9 protein-coding genes are annotated in these 14,053 nt (G+C 51.9%); 2 read left to right on the top strand and 7 right to left on the bottom strand.

Annotated features, from left to right (window positions below; genetic code table 11):
* Window positions 1–88: 88 nt before the first annotated feature.
* Window positions 89–1,354, bottom strand: a complete 1,266-nt coding sequence (locus ACXADZ_RS22110) for a glycosyltransferase WbsX family protein (RefSeq protein WP_475199979.1) — start codon at window positions 1,352–1,354, stop codon at window positions 89–91.
* A complete protein-coding gene (locus ACXADZ_RS22115) occupies window positions 1,351–2,268 on the bottom strand; it encodes a class I SAM-dependent methyltransferase (RefSeq protein ID WP_475199981.1) in 918 nt (305 codons plus the stop codon). The genes ACXADZ_RS22110 and ACXADZ_RS22115 overlap by 4 nt, the downstream gene beginning before the upstream one ends.
* Before the next feature lie 587 nt (window positions 2,269–2,855).
* On the opposite strand from ACXADZ_RS22115, the gene ACXADZ_RS22120 reads away from it, so the two are divergent.
* Window positions 2,856–3,719: a glycosyltransferase family 2 protein gene (locus ACXADZ_RS22120; protein WP_475199983.1), complete on the top strand. Its 864-nt coding sequence runs from the start codon at window positions 2,856–2,858 to the stop codon at window positions 3,717–3,719.
* A gap of 132 nt (window positions 3,720–3,851) precedes the next feature.
* On the opposite strand, the gene rfbA is transcribed toward ACXADZ_RS22120, so the two are convergent.
* The 5 genes from rfbA to ACXADZ_RS22145 all read right to left on the bottom strand — a co-directional run bounded on the left by rfbA (window position 3,852) and on the right by ACXADZ_RS22145 (window position 10,709).
* A complete protein-coding gene (gene rfbA, locus ACXADZ_RS22125; protein ID WP_171094979.1) occupies window positions 3,852–4,718 on the bottom strand; it encodes a glucose-1-phosphate thymidylyltransferase RfbA in 867 nt (288 codons plus the stop codon).
* Window positions 4,719–4,736: 18 nt separating this feature from the next.
* Window positions 4,737–5,600 (bottom strand): dTDP-4-dehydrorhamnose reductase, encoded by an 864-nt coding sequence (rfbD, locus tag ACXADZ_RS22130; protein ID WP_475199986.1) that lies wholly within the window; start codon window positions 5,598–5,600, stop codon window positions 4,737–4,739.
* Entirely contained in the window at window positions 5,597–6,637 is a 1,041-nt protein-coding gene (rfbB, locus tag ACXADZ_RS22135; protein WP_475199988.1) for a dTDP-glucose 4,6-dehydratase, read from the bottom strand. Before rfbB ends, rfbD begins: the two co-directional genes overlap by 4 nt.
* Window positions 6,634–7,203, bottom strand: a complete 570-nt coding sequence (rfbC, locus tag ACXADZ_RS22140) for a dTDP-4-dehydrorhamnose 3,5-epimerase (RefSeq protein WP_171094973.1) — start codon at window positions 7,201–7,203, stop codon at window positions 6,634–6,636. Before rfbC ends, rfbB begins: the two co-directional genes overlap by 4 nt.
* A 323-nt stretch (window positions 7,204–7,526) precedes the next feature.
* Window positions 7,527–10,709: a M10 family metallopeptidase C-terminal domain-containing protein gene (locus ACXADZ_RS22145; RefSeq protein ID WP_475199989.1), complete on the bottom strand. Its 3,183-nt coding sequence runs from the start codon at window positions 10,707–10,709 to the stop codon at window positions 7,527–7,529.
* 780 nt (window positions 10,710–11,489) lie between these two features.
* Between ACXADZ_RS22145 and ACXADZ_RS22150 the strand changes: the two genes are divergently transcribed.
* Window positions 11,490–14,048, top strand: coding sequence for an FkbM family methyltransferase (locus ACXADZ_RS22150; protein WP_475199991.1), 2,559 nt, complete (start codon window positions 11,490–11,492; stop codon window positions 14,046–14,048).
* Window positions 14,049–14,053: the final 5 nt, after the last annotated feature.

Genomic DNA, 14,053 nt, shown 5'->3' on the forward strand with positions numbered 1-14,053 from the left:
CCTTAAACTCTTCGGATTAATCCGATTGAGACCTTCTTAGAAACTCGCGCACAGTCGTTGATTTTCAATGTTTTTTCTCTTGCATGACTTACTTTGTTCGGACCTCCGCCAACCAGTCTTTGAGCAACCGACCGCTGACTGTATCACGCAAAAGACGAAACGCCCGTTTCGGCAAGGATTTATTTGCGCCGTAGGGAACGGGTTTCGCGGATCCTTTGGTGGTTTTGCTGCGGCGCGACTTTTCCGGAACGCCCACATGAGACCAGTGTGTCAGCTTTGATCCATGAAGCGCTGCCTGTGTGGCTTCCAAAAACGCATGCCCGTACTCACGATCAGGCTCCAGGTGACACCCTTCCGCCCATTCGTTCCATGCGTTTACAAAAACCAAACGTTCCTGGTTGGGGAAGTCCTGAGCGGTTTGCCGCAACGCGCGTGACAACCAATATTCGTAGTTTTCAGGAGTACCGTTCAACACAACCATCGCGTTTTCCTTGCGCCGGGCTGTATTGTCCCAAGACGGAAAAACCGACCGGTAAACGTTGTAATCTGGTCCGTATTTGTAGCCAAGATACTGCTCGGCTAACGCAGAGAAGTCGACGCACAACCCTTGGAAATTTTGGTGCAAATCAACCTCTGCCGACAGGTTGGGTACATCAACTCCATGTGGAGGAAACTCAACACCGGAATCAAATCCGAACGAGGCGTAATCCCAATTTCGGTGAGTCAGCGCACATGTCAGGTGAATTTTAGGAATCCCAACAGACGCGCAATACTCACGCCACACCTGTACAGATTTGCGCGCATTTTTTAGGTGTTGAGGGCGATAAACGATCAGGATCGGAGCACCGTCTATCGTGATATAACGTGGATCGCGAAAGTAGGGTTCAATCGACTTGATAAACTCTAAGTCGTCCCCGGTTTGGTATTTTTGCGCGATGAGAATCTCGTGTTCCGCGGCGTCCCAACGGCGAGTCCAGTTTTCGTTTGCCCAACACAGGCAAAAGGGCATGTCGCTTTCCGGGTCCACCAGCATGTCATCGACAGGACGTTCAAGCAGGCGTTTGCCCGAAAACCAATAGTAGTGATAGCAGAACCCATCAATCCCGTTGGCTTTGGCCATTTCGATTTGCTCGTGACGCGTCTCACGCACCCGTAGATCATAGTAGCCCAGATCGCTTGGGAAGTGCGGTTGGTAGTGCCCGGAAAAAAGCGGTTTCGCCTTCGTTACGTTCGTCCATTCCGTGAAGCCTTTGCCCCACCACTGATCATTCTCTGGAATTGGATGAAACTGCGGTAAGTAGAAAGCAATGGTGCGGATGTTTTCGAATTCACGATCAACGGTTTTAGAGGTCATTTCTTCTTCAACCCCAATCGCCGAGCTAGTGACGCCTTTTTTGCGACAAAGATAGGGCCGGGCGCATTTCCTGCACCAAGTCCCGAGTCGACATCGTCAATGGTAGAGCGTACGTCACTGCCTTCGGACACAGGGAGCTTTGTCATGATTTTTTCCCAGGCTTTCTTTACCGCCGAATCTGGGTTCTCAACCGTCATAGCCATGAGGTAAATATCGTTTTCCGCGCGCGCTTTTGGAACTGATCGGGTGACCACCTGAAATACGTGAGAAAAACGGTTTCGCTGTAGTGCGGTCTGCACGTCATGCGGCAGGCGTTTCCAACGATGGTTGAACTCGGTCATTTCCGGGCTTCGGACCACAAACTCGGCCTGCTCAATGCTCAAGCCTTGCGATGAAAGTAGGTGTTGTACGTTCTTTATTCCGAAAAATCGAATATGTGTCCGGTCCAGTAGGCCCCAATCGCGGTACTCAAAGTCTTCGTCTACTAGGCAAGCAGCAACCGCTGCATGGCCCACATGCGGCAGTGAAAGGATCACGGATCCACTGTCATTGAGTAACGATTTCATTCCCGACAAGACAGACCAAGGATCGTAAACATGCTCAAGAACATCTGCCGCAATCACGTAGTCAAATAGACCGTCCTTTTCGCGCACGGCGTTGCTCCAAGCGACATCGTTTAAATCCATCGAGTAGACAGATCTAGCAAATGGTTTCAATTTTTCGATTGCGGTGGGGTCAATTTCAAGCGCTACAACATCACATTCCAAAGTATTGGATAGGTGTCGCGTGATCGAACCCGGCCCGGCCCCAATTTCGAGAACCCTTGATCCTGGTTTCACCATGCGCAATACACGTGCTGGTGCCACATCGCTGTTTATGTCAATATCGTATTCGTAGGTGTGTTTTTCGCTCACAACAATACTTCCGTGACGCAGATATCAATTTAGAATGTGGCTGCTATATCGTTTGGCTTTATTCGGCAATCCCAAATTCTCAAAGTAATTGTCGGTCTCAGCTTGGAACATCCAGATCGTCCTTGAAGAAACTCCAACACTTTCGCACAGATATTCAGAAACAACAATGTCTGCGCTAGAGCATTACAGGCACCAATTGATTATCTGCGCGCAATATCGCCAACAGTTTCAACGTGACGGTGCGACGCAAGCGACACTTTGACAACGACGGGTCCGGATAAGCGGGTCGGCGACGCTTGAGACCGATTTGGGATGGCGCCTTCGGTGCCATGGATATTTTGAGACTGGAGTGCGCATTCGCACATGACGATGAAGTTAGCTTCAGGACATGCACAAAATAGATGGACAAAAGCCAGAAATCCAACGGTTTTTTAGCTCAACTACTTTGCGTGTTTTCTGTGTAAATACAGCAGTTTTATGTACTACAGATAGCGGCCAAAAAGGTGACTTTACCGAATTGGGGTTGACCGGGCTAGTGTTTAAGATCACGAACTATAGCCACGTTGGAAATAATGCAGCAGGCGCGTTTGTCACAGATCACGATAATAAGTGTTTGCTTTAACAGCAGCGGTGTTTTGCCTGAAATGCTGAACTCCATTCCGGATGGCGTACCCACGATATTGGTGGATAATGCTTCGGATGATGTTGAAGCGGTACAAGAACTGGCCGAAATGCACGGGGCAATTCTGCTCAGAAACAAAGAAAACAAGGGGTTTGGTTCGGCCTGCAATTTGGGTGCTGAACACGCGCAGACCGATCTTCTTTTGTTTTTGAATCCGGATTCGAAGCTAATGCCCGGCGCGCTGGAAGCGATGCAGGCGGGCGCGGATCGTTACCCTTCCGCATCGGCCTTTAACCCAAGGATCCTGAGCAAATCCGGAAAACCAAGTTTCCGCCGGTCCAGCGTGATTACACCACGCAGTGAAACGCTGCGTTCGAAAAAAGCTGAAGGTGATCTGGAACTTCCAGTTCTTCTTGGTGCAGCGTTGTTGGTTCGCCGTTCTGCTTTTGAGGCCGTTGGCGGGTTTGATCCGGAAATTTTCCTGTACCACGAAGACGATGACTTAAGCCTTCGGCTCAAAGCGGTTTGTGGACCCTTGTATTACATTCACGACGCGCAGGTGACGCATGTTCAGGGCACATCTTCGCCCAGCAGCGCTGCGGTTGCCGGGTTGAAGGGAGTGTTTATGGGGCAGTCCAGAGTTTACGCGGCCCGGAAACACAAGGTTCCTTTTGCCTTCACTCGGGCGCTTTCCTCTGCTCTTTTGCAGATGCTGTCCCCGGTCGTCCTGTTTTCGGCCAGAAAGCGTTCAAAGCAAAGAGCATTTTTACGTGGAGTATGGCAGAGTCGGAACGTTCATCCGACCCCCTTTAAGTCTCCACCAGTGTGAAAATTCGCCGCGACAATACGTTTGTCCTTTGGAGATAAGTCTCTCTAATTGCTTGCACCAGACAGGCAATCCAACGCGCAATCACCCAAGCCTGTAGCTTTGGCTCTTTCACGGCGCGTTGGGGTTTCCTTTCTAGTCGAGCAACTTCTTAAGATATGCTCCATAGGTGGATTTGGCGAACAGTCGCGCACGTTCTTCCAATGCTGCATCGTCAATCCAGCCATTGGCCCAGGCTATTTCGTCGAGGCTCCCGGTCTGCATTCCCTGACGTGCTTCGATGGTTCGAACAAAGTTGCCCGCGTCCAGCAAAGAGCCGTGCGTGCCGGTATCCAGCCAGGCAAAGCCACGCCCCATGGTCTGCACATCCAGCAAACCTTCTTGCAGGTACATCTCCAGCAACGATGTAATCTCCAGTTCACCACGTTCTGAAGGCTGAACTTCGTGCGCCCGTGCCGGAGCATCCCCGTCGAGAAAATAAAGCCCTGTCACCGCATAGTTTGATGGTGGAACTTCGGGTTTTTCGATGATCGCGCGAGCTTTGGTGCCTTCAAAATCCACCACCCCATAGCGTTCGGGATCGGCCACGCGATACGCGAAAACAGTCCCGCCATGCTTTAACTGGTCTGCTTGCATAAGAATACTCGGCAGACCGTGACCATAGAATATGTTGTCGCCCAAAATCAGGGCAGATGGGGCGCCGGCCAGAAAGTCCTCGGCCAGAGTATATGCCTGTGCCAGACCGTCAGGGGATGGCTGGACAATCCAGGTGATAGACAACCCGTACTGGCTGCCATCGCCCAACATGCGTTGGAACTGATCCTGATCCTGAGGTGTCGTGATGATCGCAATCTCGCGGATTTGCGCGAGCATCAGAACACTCAGAGGGTAAAAAATCATCGGCTTGTCGTAGATCGGCAGCAGTTGCTTGGAAACCGCCATGGTGATCGGATAAAGCCGGGTGCCGGACCCTCCGGCAAGAATAATGCCTTTACGTTGCATGCTCTTTCCTTTCAGGGATCAGCCAGTCGCTGAATTCAGCTCGCGCAAAACGTCGCTCAGACCAGTTTTCCACTCCGGTCTACCGATCCCAAACACAGCGTTCAGGCGATCACAGTTCAAACGCGAATTCAGTGGTCTTGGGGCTGGGGTAGGGTAGTCCGTCGAGGGGACGTCTTCGATCTGAGTTGTCAAGCCTGACTGCACAGTGATTTCGCGTGCGAAGTCCGCCCAGCTGGCATCAGGAGCGCCGGAAAAATGAAATAGCCCGCCTTCAGTACCCGCGTTGCTTTTCGCCATAACAAGAAGAGCATCGGCAATATCAGCTGCGGGCGTTGGTCCGCCGATCTGGTCGGCAACAATTGTCAATCTGTCGCGGGTCTCAGCAAGTCTGAGAATGGTTTTGACAAAATTATTCCCATGGGCCGAAAAAACCCAACTGGTTCGCAGAATGGCGTGCCATCCTCCCGCTTGAGCGATCTGGCGTTCTCCGCCCAACTTGGTTTTGCCGTAAGCGCCTAAAGGTGCTGTTGGGTGATCGGTTGTCCAAGGGGTTGTACCAGATCCGTCGAATACGTAATCCGTTGAGACATGCAGAAAGGGCAGGCCACGCGCCGTGGCTGCGCGCGCCATTGCTCCGGGCGAGTCTGCGTTAACAAGTTGCGCAAGATCGAGGTCTTCTTCGGCCTTGTCCACTGCTGTGTATGCCGCTGCATTGATAATGACGTCGGCATCAGTGCCTTGGATAGCTTCCGCACATTGCGAAGGGTTCGACAAGTCCGCCTTGGTGCGATCCAGCGCTTCAACCTCTATACCATGGCTGTCTGCGCGGCGGCGCAGTTCGGTCGCTACTTGGCCACTATGGCCGAATATCAGCGCCTTCATTTGCCAGTCCCCAAGCGTTCTCCGACACCGCTGCGTGCTTGCAAAGCGTTCAGCCAGTCTGTGTTGTCCAGATACCACTGTACGGTTTGCTCAAGGCCGGTTTCCGGGGTGTATGACGGGCGCCAGTTCAATTCCTCGCGGATACGGGCCGGGTCGATGGCATAACGACGATCATGGCCTGGGCGATCCGTAACAAACGTGATCAGATCGCTGTAGGGCGCAGAGCCCGGTTTCAGCCGATCCAGGATTTTGCACAGCATCCTGACGAGGTCGAGATTGGTCATCTCGTTTTCGCCGCCGATATTATAGCTGCGACCAAGTTCGCCTTTTTCCAGCACCAGCAACAACGCTTCGGCATGATCCTCGACATGCAGCCAGTCACGAATGTTGTCGCCTTTCCCGTAAATTGGGATCGGCTGCCCGGACAAAGCGTTCAGGATGACCACGGGTATCAGCTTTTCCGGGAACTGGAATGGCCCATAATTGTTCGAGCAATTGGTCAGAACCACCGGAAGCCCATAAGTTTCCCGCCAAGCGCGGACCAGATGATCTGACCCTGCTTTCGAAGCAGAATAAGGCGAATTGGGCTGGTATGGGCTGTCCTCAGTGAAAAAACCGGTTGTCCCCAATGATCCGAACACTTCATCCGTCGAAATGTGGTGGAACCTGAAATTTTCTGGTCGCCCTGCGCCCTGCCAATAGGCGCGCGCAGCTTCCAGCAAAACATACGTGCCGGTAAGGTTTGTGTCGATAAAGGCCGCAGGACCATCAATCGAACGGTCCACATGGCTTTCTGCAGCCAAATGCATGATCGCGTCGGGACGGTGCTTGTCCAGAATGGCAGACATCGCCTCGGCATCGCGAATATCAGCGTGCTCAAATGCATAGGCCGGAGACTTGGCAACTGAGGCAACATTGTCCAAGCAGGCAGCATAAGTCAGCGCATCAACATTGATGACGGAATGCCCATCTGAAACAGCGCGGCGAATAACGGCAGAGCCGATAAACCCAGCACCACCCGTAACAAGTATTTTCATTGTCCTGCCTCAAACACAAAAGGGGAGTCCAAATCACGAAGACAAGGCGCAACCTTGTCTTTTTCGGAGAGTTGGGGAGCTGAGCTACTGCTCGGCCAATCTATGCCCACATCGGGATCATTCCACAGAAGGGCACCTTCCGTTTCTGGTGCGTAGGTGTCTGAACATTTGTAAACGATCTCGGTATCCGGCTCCAAGGTCACGAAACCATGTGCGAAACCTGCGGGAACCAACAACATCCGCCCGTTTTCAAAGCTCAACTCCTCACCAACCCATTTACCAAAGGTTGGAGACCCTTTTCGAATGTCCACGGCAACGTCGAACAGCCGACCGCGCCCGCAGCGCACCAACTTGGCCTGGGCACGGGGTGGGGCCTGGAAATGCAGCCCTCGCACAGTGTTCACTGCGCTGGAGAGCGAGTGATTGTCCTGAACAAACTGGGTGCTTATCTCAGCAGCGGCAAAGCTGTCAGCATTGTAGGTTTCTTCGAAGAACCCGCGATGATCGCCAAAGCGCCTTGGGGTTATTAACTTCACGTCCGGAATGGAAAGCGCAACTATTTCCATCGTTACTAATTTCTTCTCTTTAAGTAGCCTTTAGGTCTCAAGAGCTATGTCACATGTGGCCTGGCTTCGCCACATGCCATATTCAATAATCGGCAATTTTTGGCTGTATGGCCTTAGCTAAAAATCTGGCCTCCGGCAGGGTGAGGCTGCTGCATGCCAAGGTAAAGGGTGAGAGTAACTGCTGGCGGAGTCGAAACTTCGCGCTGCCCGCCCATGAAACGATTTCACGCTGACCAAGCGTATCGTGCCGTCTAAAAAGCCAACGAAACAGGCAAAAAAGCTGAGCCACAAGTGACCCAGCAATTTCAGGTACGGCGAGTCGCTTACAGAAGGAAACCGTCCTCTTCCAGCAGAGTTGCGAACAGGGGATCGAAGTCTTCTTCGTCTTCGACTTTAGGAAGATTAAACCAAGTCATTCCGCTCTGATCGCTAGAACCGGGAAGCCCTGCACCCCTGGCATTGAACGTTTCGGCCAATGTGAGCGTGTTCTCAACGTCTTCGTTGACACTCATGTCAGGCACAAACTTCAGGAGATCGGTGGTTTCGTCCCAGTCGGACAGATCCAATGCTTCATCGTCGGATACCAACCCTGGTTCAGGTGAAGAAGGCGGTGCTAGCTTTGGCAACTCATATCCGACAGTGCCGCTGCCATTGATGTCGTACCCATAAAAGGCTTCGACATCTATAACGTCTGGAACGACCCTGCCGCTGATAAAGGCCCCATTACCATCCACGGTCCATTCGCCATAGGTCCCGTTGGTATGTTGCCAGAGAACGCGGTAGCCGCCGCCCGATGCTTCGGCGTGAATAGCCTGCCATCCAGGATAACCGTCAGGTCCGGCATCAGCCCCATTGCGCGTCAGGTCGATGGTACCATCGATTACATAGACCCCTCGCGTGGATGAGCCGAGGGTCGTCGCGCCATTTGACTCGACGGCTGTTGTCACGTGACCGATCGTGTTGTCGCCGTTCAGGTCGACGTTGTAAAAGACTTCAACATTCACGACATTTGCTAATGTTTTACCGCTCAAAAATTGACCCGAAGCGTTGACTGTCCACTCCCCATAGGACCCGTCGTTGTTTTTCCAAAGGACCCTATATCCGCTGGGTATCGCTTCAGCGTGGATGGCCTGCCACCCGGGGAAGCTGTCAGGCCCGGCGTTTGCTTGGTTGCGAGTCAGATCGATGGTGCCGTCGATGACATACACGCCACGGGTTGAAGAGCCGAGCGTGTTGGAGCCATCGGACTCGATTGTCGTTGTTTTGTGGCCGATCGTACCGTCGTTGTTCAGGTCAGCGTTATAGACTGTCTCAAGGTCAACGACGTTTGCGGTGCCGCCGCCGCTGATATAAGCGCCGGTACTATCGGTGATCCATTCTCCGTAGGAACCGTTAGTGTTTTGCCAGAGAACGCGATAACCGCCGCCATCTGCCTCGGTGTGAATAGCCTGCCACCCTGGGAAGCTGTCGGGCCCTGCGTTTGCGCCATTGCGGGACAGATCAATGGTGCCGTCGATGACATACACGCCACGGGTTGAAGAGCCGAGCGTGTTGGAGCCATCGGACTCGATTGTCGTTGTTTTGTGGCCGATCGTACCGTCGTTGTTCAGGTCAGTGTTATAGACTGTCTCAAGGTCAACGACGTTTGCGGTGCCGCCGCCGCTGATATAAGCGCCGGTACTATCGGTGATCCATTCTCCGTAAGAGCCGTCAGTGTTTTGCCACAGAACGCGGTATCCACCACCATCCGCCTCGGCATGTATGGCTTGCCATCCGGGATAGCTGTTAGATCCTGCGTTCGCCCCATCGCGGGTTAGTTGGATGCTACCGTTGATCAGGTACCCATTTTGCGTTGAGTTAACGAGCGTTGTGGACCCATCGGATTCGACAGTACTAGTGGTATGTCCGATCGTATTATCGCCGTTTAGATCTGCGTTATAAAAACCTTCGACATTTACGACGTTTTCTACCGTGCTGCTGCTGACAAATTGACCCGAAGCGTTGACTGTCCATTCTCCGTAGGACCCATCGTCGTTTTTCCAGAGGACCCTGTATCCGCTTCCAGATGCTTCGGCTTGAATGGCCTGCCAACCTGCTATCGAATTCTCGCCGATAACCTTACCGTTCCTGATCAATGCGAGGTTCAAACCACCTGCATCTATCACGTAAAGACCCTGGGCCGCATGTTTGAGTGTTGTGCCCTGAAGATCGATATCTACAGTCAGTTGCATCGCCGACTGAATGTTGTTCTTGGTGTACTTCTGGCTTCCGTCCAGGAATTGAATAAGCTCAACATCGTTTTCGACGGTAAAGGAAACACGCGAGACAACATCGAGAAACACATATGATGTGCCGTTGTCGATGAAAAGGTAATTGCTGATTGCGCTGACAAACCTGACGGTGTCTGTTCCGCCGCCTCCGGAGAACGAACCACCATTCACATTAACGTTAGTAAGATCATTTCCTTGGCCACCAAATACTTGGTCAGCGCCAGAGCTGCGGGCCAAGTGGAACACATCGTTGCCTAAACCACCGTAGAGCGTATTGTCGTTGGTCCCATTTGACTTCGAAATGATAACGTCGTTTCCGTTGTTACCCCTTAAAATATTCTGAGCGGTGTTGCCGATAATGGTGTCATTGCCTGATCCGCCGGACGCGTTTTCAATGACAACGCCGTGAGCAATCGTAAAGCCACCCTGCACGTTCTTAACGTAAGAGACGAGCCCGCCACCACTAGCGGTGTAGTCCAGAGTAGCGGGTCGTAAATCGATACGAGCCGCCGCGCCGCCTACATGTTGAAGTGTGTCGTTCCCACCTGCGTCCCAAATTGCCTCGTATCCGGTACCCGCAACGTTTGCAGACGGCAAAACATATGTATTGTTACCCGTATTATATGTCGTATTTGCGCCGTACATCGCCTGCAGTGCGGCAATATCCAAGGCTCCGAACCCCGTTGATCCGCCATATGTAGCGTTAACGCTCAGAGACCCGTTTTGAGACGTCCAGCCATCATTGTAGGACATCACGGTGAACACACCCTGATTGAGGTTCCCGGTTCCAAATGAATCGAACGCCGAGGTTACTCCGTTTAGTATCGTTGTACCCAGACCGGTGTCGTGGGGGTGTCCCAACCCCAGTGCGTGGCCTAATTCATGGATCAGGGTAGTAAAGAAAAAACCGCCCGGATCCCCGTTGCCACCAAGGCCAGAATTGGCCTTCCAATAATAGGTGTTATAAGCGCCCTCCGATGGGCCCGGGAAAGGTGTATAGTGATACCCGAGGGTGTTGGCGTTGTTGAAAAACCCCCTTGGTGCGATGATTTCATCTATGTCAGCATTGGCGCGACTGGTTTCTACGAACCTTATGTTGGCAACCTTCTCTATTTCAGCCAGAGCTACGCGAAACTCGGCCTTGTAGGCTGCTGTCCAAGTTTGTGAACCGGACACTGTGGAAAAGGAAAAATTGATGTAAGTGACCGTAGACGGATTCCCGTCGCCGTATGCCACTCCGCCTTGAATCGAGCTGACAGGAGAATTGGAAGAAGGTTTTGGTATTATCGTTCGGGAAGCCATGTCACAGCCTTGAATTTCGCTGACTCTGTTCGCGCTCTAGTTGCTCGACCAAGTTGTTCTTAATATGGCAAGCTCCCGAAAATGCAAACAATGTTCAAGAGCCTGCGGTGAAAATAGAGAGTAGTCCACCTGTATTAGAAGACCTGTTTAACAGGACGGGCGTCGCTACTGAATAGTCTATGTTAAGTTCCGATAAATTTTTTGCGGTTTAGGGTCAGGATTCATGATCAGTAAATTTCTCTCGCCGCGAGTTCGGTTGCTGGTTTTTTTGGGCCCCCTGTCGTATCAGGTTGGGACGTGTCGCCAGCCCTTCAGTCTTTGAAACATGCTCTCGCAGCGACCATCATTGTGGTTGTGAAGCCTAGCCCTAAATCGTGACCGTTGTGACAGACACAAACTCTGTTCAGGACTGGCACCCGACGTGAAGAAATCGGAAGCTTCTAAAATTCACTTATTTTAAATCAGCTCGAAAAAGCTGGTTTAGATTTGGGCGTCTCAAGTGCCAACGACATTTGAGCCCAGTGTCTAAACCAATGTTTTGTACTCTCTGACTGCCGATCAGTGTACGTTCACGCGCGTTGGGGTAATCAGGTGGGCCTCAAGGCGCGCTCAGATGACCGCCAAAGTTGAAGAAACCAGACTGAGACGTGTTGAAGTGGCATCCATTCCGAGATAGTCCGGATAAGATTTTAAGCCGACGCTAAGGAGCATTCGATGAACGATCACGCACTGGAAGCGCCCGAACAGTCAAGTTCGTCGGTAAAGACGCGGTACGGCACTATGCATTTCCCCGACCGGCCGGATACGATATCCGATTCGTTGCGCGAATATGGTGAATGGGCTCAGTCCGAATTGGAGATATTGTGCGACTTCATCAAAGCTGGTGACACTGTGGTGGATGGCGGCGCGTGCTATGGTACCCATACCCGAGCTTTCTCGGATTGCGTTGGTTCAGATGGTAAGGTCATCAGCTTTGAACCTTTCGATGCAAACAGAAAAATTCTTCACCTTAACGCGGTTGCCGCTGAATTTACCAACATTGATGTTCGATCCGCTGCGCTCGGCGCTCTCTCAGGTAAAGGATGCATCTCTGAGCTCTTTAAAGGCAATGCAGGTGGTACCAGGGTAATGGCATCTGACGAAGGTGGGCAGGTAACCATGGTCTGCCTAGATGATGAAATAAAAGAGCAGGTTTCTTTCATCAAGTTGGACCTGGAAGGCGGTGAGTTGAACGCGCTTCAGGGCGCTGGAAGGATTCTGTCGCAAGATCGACCAATTGTGTTTTGTGAAGTGCTGAATTTGTCCAGCGGTGCGCCGATGCTCAGCCATATGTTGGAGCAAGGGTATTACAGTTATGGGCTCAACACCCTTGCATATCGACCGGACAACTTCTTTGGATCGAGTGAAGATATCTTTGCAGGTGGCAGTGAATGCGGATTGTTGTTCGTGCCTTCAGAAAAAATAGCGGTCTGTCAAGAGAGTGTTGAGAAACACCAGTTGCCTTCGGTCAAAACGTTGGATGATCTCGCCTTGTTGCTGTTGCAGCAACCGCAGTACCGTAGATCTACGCTGCCAGGTTTGCGCTCTGCATCAGTTTTGGAAGTGCCGGTAATGCCTTCGGACGATGAACACAGAGCAGCTAAAAAAGAAGCTGAAAAAGCAATTGCTCAGTTGGAGGCACTTCAATCTCGAGTGAAGTCCCAACTCGCTGAGTTGCTGCCTTTGCTAGAGATGTGGAAACAGGACAATGAGTATATTGTTCGCTTGGCAAAGAGGGTTCGGAAACTACCTTGGGGGCTATATTTTCGAACAAATAAAAAGCATCGCCGCGGCACACGGAATCTCATCAATTTCTCCGACCGACCGAAGCAAGCTTTGGATCGAGTGGCAGCGCTTCAGGGGCTGTTGAGTGGCGTTCCAGTGACCGGGTCAAGTTCATTTGGATTAACCGAAGGGCATCGAGCTAAGGTTTTTGACGCTATTGCTAAGAATGGTCCGGAGATCGTTCTAGCACCGTTGCCAAGAAACATTGAGCCAGTGCTCGACTCGTCCAAAATTGTCGATGTACTGGCAGCAGGGCGCGACCGCGTAGTTCTGGGTATTGGCCACGACAATTATCGTGAAGTTACGGGTGGCACGCAAATCTGCATTCAGATTGAAGCTGAACGAGCGGATGCCGCTGGAATGGAATACTTGAACATTCACCCCGTCAGAACATGCAATACCTTGTTGCCAGAATTGGAAGCAGAGATTGCGGTATTCCGGTTGGTTTTGAATGGTGAGTGTATCGGTGTGGCAAGGTACGCCGACTTGATTGCGGCGACCGCTGAACGAACCACTGCAGGTCAATCGTTCAAATGCGTTATTCATCACCTTCTTGGGCACTCACCTGAAGCGGTTGCGCAATTGATCGAAGCAAGTTGCGACCGTGAAGCGCACTTTTGGATTCATGATTTCTTTGCGGCGTGCCAAAGCTACACGTTGCTTCGCAACAATCTCAGCTATTGTAATGCGCCAGACCTAGAGTCGCAGGGATGCACAATATGTACCTACGGTAAAGGTCGCAGCGCTCACATGCAGCGATTCCGGAGCTTTTTTGATCGCATCTCGGTGACAGCGATAGCGCCATCCCAAGTGGCGGCCGATATTTGGGTGAAAGCCTGTGGATACAAGCTGCAAGACTTGATTGTGCAGCCGCACATGTTAGTCAAAAGCGACCCTCGTCCTACGCCGTTGCCGAAAGTTGGGTCCGGGAAATCAGGGCCAATTAGATTAGCGTTTGTAGGTGTGCCACTGGCTCATAAGGGTTGGGACGATTTTAAAGCCCTGGTTGAATCTGAGGCCCTTAACCCAAAATTTGAGTTCCATTACTTTGGCAGGGTTGATGTTGCGCTTAGCGTTACCAAACATGAGGTCGATGTCACGGCAAGCCAGACACCGGATGCGATGACGCGGGCATTGTCTGCTGCTGGGATTGATCTTGTGCTGCATTTTGCTCCTTGGCCGGAAACGTTTTCGCTAACCACAACGGAAGCACTGGCAAGTTCAGCCTTTGTTGTTACTCATGAGAAATCCGGCAACGTGGCGCAGCTGGTCAAATCTTCTGGACGTGGAGTTGTATTAAGCAGCAGCTCCGATCTGCTGTCATGGGCCAATAGCGAGGCATGCGATAAGCTTGTCGAAGAGGCACGGCAACGCCGCGCGGACGAGGTTCTGACTTCGGAATTCAGTGATATGGCCATCCCTCATCTTCAAAAAACGAGTGCGAAATGACAGTG

This window comes from Ruegeria sp. ABM4_193, from assembly GCF_056158705.1.

Bases quoted from the DNA above. Each gene is read 5' to 3' on its own strand.
- ACXADZ_RS22110 (WP_475199979.1), bottom strand. From the start codon at position 1,354: ATGACCTCTAAAACCGTTGATCGTGAATTCGAAAACATCCGCACCATT.
- rfbA (WP_171094979.1), bottom strand. From the start codon at position 4,718: ATGCAACGTAAAGGCATTATTCTTGCCGGAGGGTCCGGCACCCGGCTT.
- rfbD (WP_475199986.1), bottom strand. From the start codon at position 5,600: ATGAAGGCGCTGATATTCGGCCATAGTGGCCAAGTAGCGACCGAACTG.
- rfbB (WP_475199988.1), bottom strand. From the start codon at position 6,637: ATGAAAATACTTGTTACGGGTGGTGCTGGGTTTATCGGCTCTGCCGTT.
- rfbC (WP_171094973.1), bottom strand. From the start codon at position 7,203: ATGGAAATAGTTGCGCTTTCCATTCCGGACGTGAAGTTAATAACCCCA.
- ACXADZ_RS22150 (WP_475199991.1), top strand. From the start codon at position 11,490: ATGAACGATCACGCACTGGAAGCGCCCGAACAGTCAAGTTCGTCGGTA.